Genomic DNA, 14,660 nt, shown 5'->3' with positions numbered 1-14,660 from the left:
AGCAAGTGACTTCCACAGAACAACAGTTCGAGCAATTCATCAGCACATTGGTTTCACTTGGCGGCAGCGCGAGCAATCAACGTCTTCTCGAAGCGCTAGGCTGGCAGGACAATATCTACCAACGCGTCAAGCAGCAACTACTCGACGACGCCCTCATCCGCCCAGGGCGCGGACGCGGCGGCTCAGTTGCCTTGGCCGAGAACATTTCATCCTTTTCCAAACCCGCCACCGAACCATCAGCGGCCATCAAGCGGCAAGCCAACGAGGCTCGCAAGGAAGACAAGCATGACGCAACACGGGACAAAAACATGAGACCCATCGAACAACTATTCTTCAACGACCTGGAAAAGAAGCTCTGGACCGCCGCCGACAAGCTGCGCTCCAACCTCGACGCCGCCGTGTACAAGCACGTCGTGCTCGGGCTGATCTTCCTCAAATACGTTTCCGATGCCTTCGAAGAACGGCAACGCGAACTGCGCGAACAGTTCACCGATCCAGACCATGACTACTACATGGACCCGGACGAATACGGTGGCGCGGGCACGCAAGAGCACGAAGAGAACATCACCGCCGAGCTGGAAGTCCGCGACTACTACACCGAGAAGAACGTGTTCTGGGTGCCGGTGGAAGCCCGTTGGCAGACGCTGCGCGACTGCGCGCAACTGCCGCCCAAGGCGGCGCTGCCGTGGAACAAGCCCGGTAAGGATGAACCCGAGGAAATGCGCTCGGTCGGCTGGCTGATCGACAACGCCATGGAAGCCGTCGAGCGCGAGAACGCCCGCCTGAAGAACGTGCTCAACAAGGACTTCGCCCGCGTGCAGCTCGACTCCAGCAAGCTGGCCGGGCTGATCAGCTACTTCTCGGATACCGATTTCAGCGCCAAGGAGTACAAGGGCCAGCCGCTGGACCTTAAATCCAAGGACATCCTCGGCCATGTCTACGAATACTTCCTGGGCCAGTTCGCCCTGGCCGAAGGCAAGAAGGGCGGCCAGTACTACACACCCAAGAGCATCGTCACCCTGATCGTGGAAATGCTCCAGCCGTTCAAGGGCCGCGTCTATGACCCGGCCATGGGCTCCGGCGGCTTCTTCGTGCAGAGCGAGGAGTTCATCGAACAACACGGAGGCAAGGTAGCCAACGGCAAGAGCGGGCAGATCAGCGTCTATGGGCAGGAGAGCAACCCTACCACTTGGCGGCTAGCCGCCATGAACATGGCCATCCGTGGCATCGACTTTAACTTCGGCAGCGGTCCAGCGGACACCCTGCTCAACGACCTGCACCCGGACTTGCGCGCCGACTTCGTCATGGCCAACCCGCCCTTCAATATGAAGGAGTGGTGGAATGAGAAGCTGGCCAACGATCCGCGCTGGATCGCCGGCACGCCGCCACAAGGCAACGCCAACTTCGCTTGGTTGCAGCACATGCTCTGGCACTTGGCGCCCACCGGCAGCATGGCGCTGCTGCTGGCCAACGGTTCCATGAGTTCCAACACTAACAACGAAGGCGAAATCCGCAAGCGGCTGATCGAGGACGACTACGTGGAGTGCATGGTCGCGCTGCCCGGCCAGTTGTTCACGAACACCCAAATCCCTGCCTGCATCTGGTTCCTAGCCCGCGATAAGCAGAACGGCTTTGCGCTGGACAAGAAGAAGCGCGACCGGCGCGGTGAGTTCCTGTTTATCGACGCCCGCCAGTTGGGCTACATGAAGGATCGCGTGCTGCGCGACTTTACCTTGGACGACATTCAGAAAATCGCCGATACCTTCCATGCCTGGCGACAGGGCGAGGGTTATGCGGATATGCCCGGCTTCTGCTATTCCGCCAAGCTGGAGGACGTGCGCAAGCACGAGCATGTGCTGACGCCGGGGCGCTATGTGGGCGCGGCAGAACAAGAAGACGACGGAGAACCATTTGCCGAGAAGATGCAGCGGCTGACGACAGAACTCGCGGATCAGTTTGCCGAGAGCGCCAAGCTAGAGAAGGAGATTAAGAATAATTTGGCGGGGTTGGGCTATGACCATTGACCAGAAAATTACCGAGGTGGTTGACTTCAACCCACCAAGAGTTATCAAGCGAGGTGCCGTTGCACCGTTCGTGGATATGGCGGCTCTAGCCGGGAACCAACGCGATATTGCGTATGTGTCTGAACGCGAATTTTCGGGCGCAGGATCACGCTTTCAGAACGGAGACACTCTATTCGCTCGTATCACACCTTGCCTCGAAAACGGCAAGACAGCCAAAGTGACTTCTTTGCCTCCGGGATCTATCGCGCATGGATCGACTGAGTTCATTGTCATGGCCGCCAAAGCTCCTGAGTACGATGAGGACTACGTATATTACTTGGCACGCCATCCAGATTTCAGAGCTTTTGCCGAAGCGCGGATGGAGGGAACATCAGGAAGGCAGCGTGTTTCGTGGCAAGCTCTTTCTGATTTTTCATTTTCTTTTCCATCACCGGATCAGAGGAAATTCATTGGGTCAATTCTTCGAAAAATCGACGACAAAATATACCTTAGCCGCCACATCAACAAAAACCTCGAAGCCATGGCGCAGACCATCTTCAAGTCCTGGTTTGTTGATTTCGATCCGGTAAAGGCTAAGATCACTGCCATCGAACAAGGCGAAGACCCGCTACGCGCCGCCATGCGCGCCATCAGCGGCAAGATCGACGCCGAACTCGACCAGATGCCTCGCGAGTACCATGACCAACTTGCCGCCACCGCCGCACTGTTTCCCGATGCCATGGAAGAGTCGGATTTAGGAGATATTCCGAAGGGATGGACGCACGGTGTTCTGGGTGATGTTTGCAGCTTTACGGCTGGTAGCGCATTTAAGCCGGAACATCAGGGAAGCACAGAGGGAGACTATCCGTTCATCAAGGTTAGTGATATGAACCTTGCTGGCAACGATGTATTCATTCAGTCAGCTAACAACTATGTGAGCAAAGCACAGCAGTCTGAAATGAAAGCCAAACTTCACCCAATAGGGGCGACAGTTTTTGCCAAGATTGGCGTGGCGCTGATTTCGAATCGTCGAAGATTACTGACTACCCCAACAATCATTGACAACAATTTGATGTCAGCCAGTCCTGTTGACGGTAAGTCGGGAGCATATTTTTTGTACTCGATGCTTAGCACGATTGATTTCAATACATTGGTTTCAGGCACTGCTTTGCCATATCTCAATGTTTCTGACCTTAAGAAGATCCCTATTGTTCGTCCGTCGCACGACGTCGGTTGTGATTTTGAGCGGAAAGCATCCTCGATTTTTTCGATGATGCAGGCACTGACGGAACAAAGTTCAACTCTCGCAGATACTCGCGACAATTTACTGCCTAAATTGCTGTCGGGTGAAGTTGAGCTTTCTGAATCACTTGAGGGATGACCATGGAATTTTGGCGCCCCAAGTACCATGAATATCTCAATTCCGAAGGAGATGTGACCATTATTGGTTCTACCTTTCAGCGGAGTCGAATACTCAAAGATTTAGAGCCTGAAACTTATCAGCTATCTTTTGAAGATTGGGTTGAAGAGAGAAAGACTGGCTTACATGAGTTGGCTGGTCAAGTACTGACGACACACGACAACGAAAACCGTTTCAAGGCTCTCAAGAGGGCATATGAGGCTCGGAATGTTGTTCCATTTCTTGGTGCGGGCATATCAATACCTAGTGGCTATCCGGGGTGGACGAAATTTCTATGGGATCTACAGTCTGAGTCGCACGTCAAAGAGAATGATCTGGAGTTGTTGTTAAATTCTGGAGACTATGAAGGCGCAGCTCAGCTGATTTACGATGATCTTGGCTCTGCGTTATTCAGCAAGCAGCTACATGAGTGCTTTGATAGAAATTGCACGACTGCTGGCGCAATAAATTTGCTCCCGCTTGTGTTTCCAGAATCAAATATCATTACCACTAATTTCGACAAATTGCTTGAGTCTGTCTTTTCTGGACAATCACAAGGCTTTGACCAAGTGGTGCTTGGCACTAACCTGGAAGAGGCACTGCGTATTTTGAGTACTGGTGGAAGATACCTTCTAAAGCTGCATGGTTCATGTGAATCGATTGCAAATCGCGTGCTACTCCATGGTGAGTATGAGCACGCCTATAGCGACTCAGGGGTTGTTAAAAGATTCTTTTCACGCTTCTTGTTTGGGAAGTCATTGTTATTTATCGGTTGCAGCCTTTTGACGGATCGCACGCTACGGGCAATGGAAGAAGTAGTCTCAGCCGAAGGTTCCCACACGCTTCCACAGCACTACGCTTTCCTTGAGTTAAAAGATGGGATCGATCGTGTGGAGCGGAAAAAGGATTTGGCAAGAGCCAACATATTTCCCATCTGGTATCCGGAAGGAGAGCATGATGAATCTATCGAAGCCCTATTGTTGGCGCTGATGGAGGATGGGGCATGATCACGGAGCAGCAACTCGAAGACCACAGCGTCGCTTGGTTTCAGGAGCTTGGTTGGCAGTACGTTCAGGGTTCAAGCATTGCGCCCGATGGAGAGGGCCCTGCGCGGACTGATTATCGCCAGACCGTATTCCGGGAGCGCTTGTTAGTCGCGCTCACCCGCATCAACCCGCACATCCCCGCTGTGGCACTGGAGCAGGCAGCACACGAGCTTCTTACGGTAAGCGAGCCGCTGCTGATCGCACGCAACCGTCGTGTGCATGGACTTCTGCTGGCTGGCATTCCGGTCGAGTTCTCCATAGGCGACGAAAAACGCACCGACTTGGTTAACCTGATCGACTTCGCTGACCCACGCAACAACGACTTCCTGCTGGTCAGCCAATTCACCGTAACTGGTACCAAGCAGCCGCGCCGTCCCGATCTGGTGGCCTTCGTCAACGGCCTGCCGCTGGCGGTGATCGAGCTGAAGAACCCGGCCAACGAGCAGACCGACATCTGGGATGCCTTCAACCAGATCCAGACCTACAAGGAAGAGATCGGCGACCTCTTTAACACCAACGTGGCGGTGGTGGTCAGCGACGGCTTCACGGCGCGCCTGGGTTCGCTGACGGCCAACCAGGAGCGCATGCAGCCTTGGCGGGCGATTGCCAATGAGGACAACCGGCCGCTGCTGGAGTTCGAACTGGAAACCATGGTGCGTGGCTTCTTTGAACCTGCACTGTTCCTGGACTATGTCCGCCACTTCGTGCTGTTCGAGCAGGATGCCGATCAGATCATCAAGAAGATTGCGGGCTACCACCAGTTCCATGCGGTACGCGAAGCGGTGAAAGCCACGGTGATCGCCGCCAGCAACCCGAACAAGGGTCTTCTGGAAGTGCAAGAGCCGCGTGCCACCTATGGTGAGGAAGTACAGCCCGGCAGCCGCAAGGCCGGTGTGGTGTGGCATACGCAAGGCTCTGGCAAGAGCATCACCATGGCCTGCTACGCGGGCAAGCTGTTGCAGCAGCCAGAGATGAAGAATCCAACGCTGGTGGTGGTGACCGACCGCAACGATCTCGACGGTCAGCTTTTCGGCACTTTCTGCGCCGCCGAGGACCTCCTTAGGCAGGCGCCGGAGCAGGCCGGCAGCCGCGAGGAGCTGCGCGAGATGCTGGCTTCGCGTGAGGCCGGCGGCATCATCTTCACCACGGTGCAGAAGTTCGCCCTGCTGGACGATGAGGCACTTCACCCGTTGCTGTCAGATCGCAGCAATATTGTTGTGATCTCCGACGAGGCGCACCGCAGCCAGTACGGCATGAAGGGGCGGCTGGATACCAAGACCGGCAAATACGTGTTCGGCTATGCCAAGCACATGCGCGACGCCCTTGCCAATGCCACCTTCATCGGCTTCACCGGCACGCCCATCGCGCTGGAAGACAAGGACACGCGTGCGGTGTTCGGCGATTACGTCAGCATCTACGACATTCAGGACGCTGTGGACGATGGCGCCACGGTACCGATCTTCTACGAAAGCCGCCTGGCCAAACTGAACGTGAACCAGGCCGAGATCGACGCGCTCAATGCCCAGGTGGATGAGGTCATCGAGGACGAGGAAGACATCACTGCCCGTGAAAAGACCAAGAGCGACTGGGCGGCACTGACCAAGCTGGTGGGCGCCAAGCCGCGTCTGGAACAGGTGGCCGCCGACTTGGTGCAGCATTTCGAGACACGCACGGCCACGCTGGAAGGCAAGGCGATGATCGTGTGTATGAGCCGCGACATCTGCGCCGAGCTGTATAACGCCATCGTCGCCCTGCGCCCGGACTGGCACGATGCCGACCCGGAGAAGGGCGCAATCAAGGTAGTGATGACCGGCTCGGCAGCGGACAAGCCCTTGCTGCAGCCGCATCTGTACAGCCAGCAGGTGAAGAAACGCCTGGAAAAGCGCTTCAAAGACCCGGCAGACCCGTTGAAGCTGGTGATCGTGCGCGACATGTGGCTGACTGGCTTCGACGCGCCCTGCTGCCACACCATGTATGTAGACAAGCCCATGAAGGGCCACAACCTGATGCAGGCCATTGCCCGCGTCAACCGGGTGTTCCGCAACAAGCCCGGTGGATTGGTGGTGGATTACATCGGCATTGCCAACGAACTGAAAGCGGCGCTCAAGACCTATACCGAATCCAAGGGCAAGGGCGACCCGGCGCACAACGCAGCCGAGGCCCTGGCGGTACTACTGGAAAAGCTCGACATCGTGCGCGGGCTGATGCATGGCTTCGACTACAGCGGCTTCGAGACCGATGCATTGAAACTGCTGGTGCCGGTAGCCAACCATATCCTGGGCCTGAAGGACGGCAAGCAGCGTTTCCTTGATGCCATGCTGGCCGTGAGCAAGGCGTTTTCTCTGTGCAGCACGTTGGACGAGGCCGCCGCCTTGCGCACGGAGATTGCTTTCTTCGCCGCCGTCAAGGCCGCCATCGTCAAGTTCACCACGGTGGACCGCAAGCGTTCCGACGCGGACAAGAACAGTGCGCTCAAGCAGATCCTGGACAACGCCATCGTGGCGGATGGGGTGGCGGACATCTTCGCCCTGGCGGGCCTGGACAAACCCAACATCGGCTTGCTGTCGGAAGAGTTCTTGGAAGACGTTCGGCAGATGAAGAGCCGTAACCTGGCGGTGGAACTGCTGGAAAAGCTACTGCGTGACGAGATCAAGGCGCGGGCGCGCAACAACGTGGTGCAGGAGAAGAAGTACGGCGACCGCCTGCTGGAAACCCTACGCAAATACCACAATCGGGCGGTGGAGACGGCACAGGTCATCGAGGAACTGATCCAGATGGCTAAGGACTTCCAGGCTGCGCTGGAACGCGAAGCGGCGCTGGGGCTGAACCCGGACGAAATTGCCTTCTACGATGCTCTGGCCAACAACGAAAGCGCCGTGCGGGAGCTGGGCGACGATATCCTCAAAAAGATCGCTGTCGAAATCACCGAAAAACTGCGCAACAGCACCACGGTGGATTGGCAAGTGCGCGAGAGCGTCCGCGCCAAGCTGAGGATTCTGGTGCGACGTACCCTGAAGAAATGGAAGTACCCGCCGGTAGGTGAGGATGCCGCAATCGAACTGGTGCTGAAGCAGGCGGAATCACTGTCGAACGCATGGTCGAAGTAAGTGGTGTAGCGCGGTGGTTTCGGGTCTTGGCGAGGTAATGTAGGAATCGATTGACGATGCAGTCGAAAACCCTGCTCCTCCCGCAAATCGATCCATCTCCCGCGCGAGTGCTAAGCGCGGTTTTTTGACGGTATACGGCGACGTTAAAGCTTATGTCAATCACCGCAAATCCTTTCAAATGCGCGGATTTATAAGCCCCGTTGATGATCGAGTGGGAATGAGGGTTTCCCTAAAGAAACGTTCTGAAACAATCATTTGCTACATGTTGTTGGGTAGATTTCGAGGTGCGTCGATAGCCGCTCCGCTGGTTCGTCGTCCAGATGAGACGCCAATGGGGCGGACTACATCTGGAGACAGACATGCGCGTACTGGTTTTCGTGAAAGCCATCGAGGGTGGCGACAGGATTGGCGATCCCACCCCCGAGGCGCTTGAAGCCTTCGCGGCGATGGATCGGTTCACCGAGGAACTGGTCCAGGCCGGCGTCTTCGTGGCCGCCGCCGGCCTCAAGAACAACGACGAGGCCAAGCGCCTCAGCTACGACGGCGCCCACCTGACGGTCACCGACGGACCGTTCGCCGAGACCAAGGAACTGATCGCCGGCTTCTCGATCTGGGAGGTCAAGGACATCGACGAGGCCATGGCCTGGGCGAGGCGCGCGCCGATGTCGGGCCCGAGCGAAATCGAAATCCGGCCGTTCTACGAAGCGGCGGATCTGGCCGAATTCGTGAGCCCCGAGGAACTCGCCGCGCCCCGTGAGGGAGAACGCGGGAAGCTGGGCGTCGCCTGATGTCGCCAACACGCCGCGCGCCTTGACGAGAAAGCCGGGGCGGCGGCGGGCGCGGAGGCTGGGAGGTCGCGGTGATGCCTCCGTGCCCGTGGCCGGTCCAGGCGGGCAACGGCGGTCCGGCAACCATGTGGATGCGGCAGCGCCGGATGCGCGGAAGTGAATCGCTACGACGCCTGCAGGCGGTCGTACATCCGTACGAGATCGACCAGCGTTCTGGCCTGCATCTTGCGCATGACCTGGGCGCGGCGGACCTTCACGGTGATCTCGCTGACCCCGAGGTCCGCGGCGATCTGCTTGTTGAGCCGCCCGCGCACCACGCCCTGTACCACGGCCAGCTCGCCGGCATTGAGCGAAGCCCAGCGCTGGCGCAGCTCGTCGATGGCCCCTTCCTCCCGGCGGCGTTGTCGGTCCCGTTCGATGCCCTGCTGGATCGCGTCCAGCAGATCCTGATCGCGGAACGGCTTGGTCAGAAACTCCACGGCGCCGTTCTTCATCGCTTCCACGCCCATGGCGATATCGCCGTGGCCGGTGATGAAGATCACCGGCAGATGGATGTCCAGCTCCCCCATCTGCCGATGGAAATCCATGCCGCTCTGGCCCGGCATGCGCACGTCCAGGATCAGGCAGCCCGGCACATCCTCGCGCGGGGCGCCAAGGAACTCGCTGACAGAACCAAAAGCGCGCACGCGCAGACCAACGGACGCCAGCAGATCCTCCAGCGCCGCGCGCACGGAACGATCGTCGTCGATCAGGTGGACGAGCGGGGCGGGTTCGGCGGGCGTGCTGGAACGTCGCTGATTCATGCGGAGGCCCCCGGTACCACGGGCAGTTCGAACTGGAAGAGCGCGCCGCCTTCGGCCTGGTTGCGCGCCTGGATCCGGCCACCGTTGGCCTCGATGATGCTGCGGCTGATGCTCAGGCCCAGGCCGAGACCATCGGCCTTGGTGGTCCAGAACGCCTCGAAAATCTGATCGGCCGCCGCGGAGGGCAGGCCGCCGCCGGTATCGGAAACGCTGACAAGCACATGACCGGCCGCGCCGCGTGCGGTCGCGAGACCCAGGGTGCGCGGTCCGTCGGGCAGGCCTGACATCGCCTCCACCGCGTTCAGCACCAGATTGCCCAGTACCTGTTGCACCTGCACGCGGTCGGCGAACACCGGCGGCAAGTCGTCGGCCAGATCGAGGGCGATGTCCACCTGATGGCGCTCCAGCTCGGCGCGCGAGAGCGAGAGGATCTCCTCGATGGCCGGATTGATCGCGAATGCCTGCGGTTGCAGCGATTGGCCGCGGGTCATGCCGCGGATGCGGACGATGACTTCGCTGGCGCGCTGGGCGTCGCCCAGCATGCGCTCGACCGCCTGCTGCGCCTTGTCCACATTGGGGGGCGCCTGCGCGAGCCAGCGTTGGCAGGCGTTGCCGCTGGTGACGATCGCGGCGAGCGGCTGGTTGACCTCGTGGGCGATGCACGCGGTCAACTCGCCCAGAGTGGATGCGCGCGCTACCCGCAACAGTTGGGCCTGTGCTTCCTGCGCGGTGGCGCGGGCGGCCTCCATCTTCAGCGCCAGGTACGTCGTGACGACGATGGTCACGATGCCGATGGCGGAATTGATCAGGCCCACCCGGTAGCTGCCGAACCCGGTCAGAGCGAAGCTGAGGATGGTCAGCCCGATGCAGGCGCTGGCCAGCAGGACAAGCTGGCGCGCGGACAGGCGATGGGCGACCGCCAGGATGACCACGGTATAGAAACCGGCGGCGGCCACCGCGTAGTCGGTGGAAGTATCGGCGATGAAAATGGCCGCCATGATCGCCAGGGCGATGGCGATGCTGAGGCTCAGGCGGGAGGAGGGGGAGCGCATGATCCTTGGTATCAGTGTCCCGGAGGCGGCGCCACAGGCGCGGCCGGCAGCGCAGGATAGCACCGCCCCGCGGGCACCGAGCTGGGATTCATTCCTCGGCGCTGGCGTTCCAGAAGGCCTGCGATACGCCGGGCAAACGTGAAAGCGTGGCCATCACCGCATCCAGTTCGTCCGCCTCGACGGCGGTCGCATACAGGACCGCTTCGAGTTCGACCTCATCGGTGCCGAAGGGCTGCTGTTCGAGCGAACGGATCGGATAGTGCGCGTCCTCCAGCAGATCGGTGGTCCGCTGCAGCACGCCGGCCTGCGCCGCCCGCTCGCAGATCACGTGGATGGCATAGATCGCTTCGCTGAACTCCTCCTGCAACGGGCGGCGATTGATGCGATTGACCACCGGTCGCAGCACGGTATTGGCGACGAGCACGAACAGCGCGGCCATCACCGCTTCCGGCAGCAGCTTGGCGCCCGCGCAGGCGCCGACCGCCGCCGAACCCCAGAGGGTGGCCGCGGTGTTGAGGCCGGATACCTGCGCGCCTTCCTTCATGATGGCGCCCGCACCCAGGAAGCCGATGCCGGAGATGACATAGGCGACCACCTGCAAGGGTCCCGGCGTGCCGCCATACAGGGCATGGAAACGCACGGCCAGATCCACGAACACGGCCGCGCCCACGGCGACCAGGGTGTTGGTGCGCAGCCCGGCGGTGCGCTGCCGCACCTGGCGCTCGAAGCCGATCAGAGAACCGAGCAGGAATGCCGTCGCCAGACTGATCAGCGAGCTCAGGGTGGCCCCCGGGTCGAACGGGGGCAGATTCAGGTCCAGATTCATGGGGACTTCCTCGCGGGCGGCGTTCGCGCCCGCTCATTGCCAACCGAAGCGGCGGATGTAGAAACGCTTCAGCAGCGTGGTCAGGATCGCGTAGCCCAGCAGGATCGCGACCAGGAACGGCCAGTAGCCCGTGGGCAGGACCTGCAACTTGAAGTAGCCGGCCAATGGACTCATGGGCAACAGCACGCCGATGAGCATGATCACGCCGGTCATCACCAGCAGCGGTGGCGCGGCCAAGCTCTGCACGAACGGCAGCCGCGGCGTGCGGATCATGTGCACGATCAGGGTCTGGGTGAGCAGGCCGACCACGAACCAGCCGGACTGGAACAGGCCCTGTTCGGCCACGGTGTCGGCGGTGAACACATGCCACATCACCACGAAGCAGGTGATGTCGAAGATCGAGCTGATCGGACCGAAGAACACCATGAAGCGGCCGATGTCGCCCGGGTTCCACTTCAGCGGCCGGCGCACCAGTTCCTCGTCCACGTGGTCGAACGGGATCGCGATCTGCGACACGTCGTACAGCAGGTTCTGCACCAGCAGTTGCAGCGGCAACATTGGCAGGAACGGCAGGAACGCCGAGGCCACCAGCACCGAGAACACGTTGCCGAAGTTGGAACTGGCGGTCATGCGGATGTACTTGAGCATGTTGCAGAAGGTGCGACGGCCCTGGATCACGCCTTCCTCCAGCACCATCAGGCTCTTTTCCAGCAGGATGATGTCGGCGGCCTCCTTGGCGATGTCCACCGCGCCGTCCACGCTGATGCCGATGTCGGCCGCGCGCAGCGCCGGCGCGTCGTTGATGCCGTCGCCGAGGAAGCCGACCACCTTGCCCTGTCCGCGCAGGGCGCGCACCAGACGCTCCTTGTGCAGCGGGGTGAGTCGGGCGAACACGCGGTAGCGCTGGACGGCGGCGGTCAGGCTGGCGTCGGTCATCCGGTCCAGTTGCGGACCGGTGATCACCGCGTCGCCTTCCAGGCCGACCTGCGAGCACACCCGGGCGGCGACCAGTTCGTTGTCGCCGGTCAGCACCTTCACCTCCACGCCATGGTCGGCCAGGGCGCGCAGGGCCGGCGCCGCCGATTCCTTGGGCGGATCGAGAAAGGCCACGTAGCCCACCAGGATCAGATCGCGTTCGTCGGTGACGGAATAGGCGTCGCGGGCGGGCGGGGTTTCCTTCATCGCCACCGCGACCACCCGCAGGCCTTCCTCGTTGAGCTCCTGGGTGACCCGGCGGACCCGCGCGAGCATCCGGGAATCCAGCGGCACCACGGTTTCGCCGTCGCGGACCTGCGTGCAGACCGCCAGCATTTCCTCGACCGCGCCCTTGCAGATCAGTTCGTGGTGATCCTCGCGTTCGGACACCACCACCGACATCCGGCGGCGTTCGAAGTCGAACGGGATTTCGTCGACCTTGCGGTAGTCCTGGGCGAGCCGAAGCTCGGTCTGCAGTTCCACGTGCTCCAGCACCGCGCGATCCAGCAGGTTCTTCAATCCGGTCTGGTAGTGGCTGTTGAGGTAGGCAAACTTGAGCACGTCCTCCGAATCGTTCCCGAACACGTCGGTGTGGCGTTCCAGCGCGATCCGGTCCTGGGTCAGGGTGCCGGTCTTGTCGGTGCACAGCACCTCCATCGCGCCGAAATTCTGGATCGCGTCCAGCCGCTTGACGATGACTTTCCGCCGCGCCAGCAATACCGCACCCTTGGCCAGGGTGGAGGTGACGATCATCGGCAGCATTTCCGGGGTCAGCCCGACCGCGACCGACAGGGCGAACAGGAACGCCTCCATCCAGTCACCCTTGGTGAAGCCGTTGATCAGCAGCACGAACGGGACCATCACCAGGGCGAAACGGATCAGCAGCCAGCTGACGCTGTTGACGCCGGCCTGGAACGCGGTGGGCGCATGGTCGCTGGCGGTGACCCGATGCGCGACGGCGCCGAAGCAGGTTTCCGCACCGGTCGCCACCACCAGTGCGGTGGCGGTGCCGGAAACGACGTTCGTGCCCATGAACAACAGGTTGTTCTGTTCGAGCGCGCCGCCTTCGACCCTGCTGGCCTCGGCGAATTTTTCCACCGGCAGCGATTCGCCGGTCATCGCCGCCTGGGCGACAAACAGATCCTTGGCGACCAGCACCCGGCAGTCGGCGGGAATCATGTCGCCGGCCGACAGCACGATGTGATCCCCGGGCACCAGATCGCGGATCGGGACTTCCTGCCGGCTGGGCGGACGGCGCGAATGCAGTCGGGTGCCGAAGTAGCGCTCGGCGACATCGGCCGCTTCGGTGCCCAGGTCGCGCCGGATCACGGTGGCGGTGTTGCCGACCAGCGCCTTGAGTCGCTCGGCCGCGCGGTTGGAGCGCCCTTCCTGGAAGAACCGGATCAGGGTGGACAGCAGCACCATGATGCCGATGACAACGGTCGCCTTGGCGTCCTCGGTGAGGTAGGAAACGGCCGCCAGCACGGTCAGCAGCAGGTTGAAGGGATTGCGGTAGCACTGCCACAGGTGTCGCCACCACGGCAGCGGTTTTTCGTGATCGACCTCGTTGAGACCGAAGCGCGCGCGGCGCTCCGCGGCTTCGGCCAGGCTCAGGCCGTCCTCGTGGGACGCCAGCCGCGACAGCGCGGCGGGCAGATCGTCCCGCGCCACCTGCGACAGGGTCCGGGACGGAAGCAGGGGAGCCGTGCGTGCATCGGCCCGGCCGAAGCCGGCCTCGGGCATCGCGCGACGGCCGAACAGGCCGGCGGCGCGGCGGCTGCGCAGAAAGGCATCGAACCAGGTCTTGAGCAGGTTCATGGGAAACTCCTGGAAGGGAAGGGCAACCGCACGACGACGCGATGTCGGCCGGACGATTCAGGCGAGGGGTTCGAACGCATCGGCGGTGGTGGGCACGACTTCCCAGCGCACGGCGCGCACGCCGGGATGGCAGGACATGAGCCGCACCAGCCGGGCCAGCTCGCGGCGTCCTTCCCCGGGCGCGTCGATGCCGAGAACGATGGCCTGTTCGCGCCGGTGCACGAATCTGAGATGCAGGCCGCGCGCGCGTCGGATGCGGGCTTCGACCGTGTCGCTCCAGCCGGTGCGCAGGCGCAGGCTGACACGGAAGAAATGGAAGTTCGGCGGGGCGACGGACGCCTGCGAGGGGCGCGTCTTCATGGGCCATATCCACCGGACAGCGGGATGGACGCGCTTGGCAATGCGGTGGCGCGCGTGGGACGGCACAGCGATTCCAACTGCGCGCGGGCTGGCGGCGGCAGATGCGGCAGGACGCGGATCCGGCCCCGCAACGGCAGCAACGACAACGCATCGGCCGAGACGCGCGAGGAACAGGTGGAGAGCGCGCCGGCGAATGCGGCGGCGCCATGCTCTGCATAGAGGCGGCGCAAGGCGACGACATCGCGTGCGCAAAGGGCGCCGCGCAGCGCGGGATAGAGGAACGTGCGATTCATGGTGACCTCCGGGACGACGCCCGCGGGGTCACAGGCGATCAGGCGCGAAGGGACCCCGGCAGCGGCGCCGGTTGTGTGCGGGACGATGTGGTTGGGGACGCGGCGAAGCGCCCGTCAGGGTCGGGGTCCATGGGAAATCTCCGGGAAGCGCACCTGTGCGCGGAAGCGGGAGACGCATCGGCGCGGTCAT

The 14,660-nt window shown here is 61.4% G+C and carries 11 protein-coding genes; 5 read left to right on the top strand and 6 right to left on the bottom strand.

What is annotated here, in order from left to right; translation table 11 throughout:
* Positions 1–5 precede the first annotated feature (5 nt).
* The 5 genes from IB228_RS12145 to IB228_RS12125 all read left to right on the top strand — a co-directional run bounded on the left by IB228_RS12145 (position 6) and on the right by IB228_RS12125 (position 8,343).
* Positions 6–2,024 carry a class I SAM-dependent DNA methyltransferase gene (locus IB228_RS12145; RefSeq protein ID WP_343227075.1) on the top strand — a complete coding sequence of 673 codons (2,019 nt, stop codon included), beginning with the start codon at positions 6–8 and terminating at the stop codon, positions 2,022–2,024.
* On the top strand, positions 2,014–3,384 hold the full coding sequence (locus tag IB228_RS12140; protein ID WP_192198702.1) for a restriction endonuclease subunit S: 1,371 nt from the start codon (positions 2,014–2,016) through the stop codon (positions 3,382–3,384). Before IB228_RS12145 ends, IB228_RS12140 begins: the two co-directional genes overlap by 11 nt.
* Positions 3,381–4,409: an SIR2 family protein gene (locus IB228_RS12135; RefSeq protein WP_192198701.1), complete on the top strand. Its 1,029-nt coding sequence runs from the start codon at positions 3,381–3,383 to the stop codon at positions 4,407–4,409. Before IB228_RS12140 ends, IB228_RS12135 begins: the two co-directional genes overlap by 4 nt.
* Positions 4,406–7,555, top strand: a complete 3,150-nt coding sequence (locus tag IB228_RS12130; protein ID WP_192198700.1) for a type I restriction endonuclease subunit R — start codon at positions 4,406–4,408, stop codon at positions 7,553–7,555. Before IB228_RS12135 ends, IB228_RS12130 begins: the two co-directional genes overlap by 4 nt.
* Positions 7,556–7,914: 359 nt before the next feature.
* The gene (locus IB228_RS12125) at positions 7,915–8,343 is read left to right on the top strand and encodes a YciI family protein (protein ID WP_192198699.1); all 429 of its coding nucleotides are present in this window, start codon (positions 7,915–7,917) and stop codon (positions 8,341–8,343) included.
* A 164-nt stretch (positions 8,344–8,507) separates the two neighbouring features.
* Here the strand turns inward: IB228_RS12125 and IB228_RS12120 are convergent, their stop codons facing one another.
* From IB228_RS12120 to IB228_RS12095, 6 genes are all read right to left on the bottom strand, one after another.
* A complete protein-coding gene (locus IB228_RS12120; RefSeq protein ID WP_192198698.1) occupies positions 8,508–9,146 on the bottom strand; it encodes a response regulator in 639 nt (212 codons plus the stop codon).
* Entirely contained in the window at positions 9,143–10,198 is a 1,056-nt protein-coding gene (locus tag IB228_RS12115) for an ATP-binding protein (RefSeq protein WP_192198697.1), read from the bottom strand. Before IB228_RS12115 ends, IB228_RS12120 begins: the two co-directional genes overlap by 4 nt.
* 88 nt (positions 10,199–10,286) lie before the next feature.
* Entirely contained in the window at positions 10,287–11,024 is a 738-nt protein-coding gene (locus tag IB228_RS12110) for an MgtC/SapB family protein (protein WP_192198696.1), read from the bottom strand.
* Positions 11,025–11,057: 33 nt separating this feature from the next.
* Positions 11,058–13,817, bottom strand: a complete 2,760-nt coding sequence (gene mgtA, locus IB228_RS12105; protein ID WP_192198695.1) for a magnesium-translocating P-type ATPase — start codon at positions 13,815–13,817, stop codon at positions 11,058–11,060.
* Between the two features lie 57 nt (positions 13,818–13,874).
* On the bottom strand, positions 13,875–14,177 hold the full coding sequence (locus IB228_RS12100) for a hypothetical protein (RefSeq protein WP_192198694.1): 303 nt from the start codon (positions 14,175–14,177) through the stop codon (positions 13,875–13,877).
* Positions 14,174–14,470, bottom strand: coding sequence for a hypothetical protein (locus tag IB228_RS12095; RefSeq protein WP_192198693.1), 297 nt, complete (start codon positions 14,468–14,470; stop codon positions 14,174–14,176). Before IB228_RS12095 ends, IB228_RS12100 begins: the two co-directional genes overlap by 4 nt.
* Between the last annotated feature and the right edge of the window lie 190 nt (positions 14,471–14,660).

Source organism: Pseudoxanthomonas sp. PXM04, from assembly GCF_014851695.1.
In the GTDB taxonomy this organism is placed as follows: domain Bacteria; phylum Pseudomonadota; class Gammaproteobacteria; order Xanthomonadales; family Xanthomonadaceae; genus Pseudoxanthomonas_A; species Pseudoxanthomonas_A beigongshangi.
Note: the sequence above shows the minus strand (reverse complement) of the source record. Positions and strands in the feature narration are given on the sequence as shown.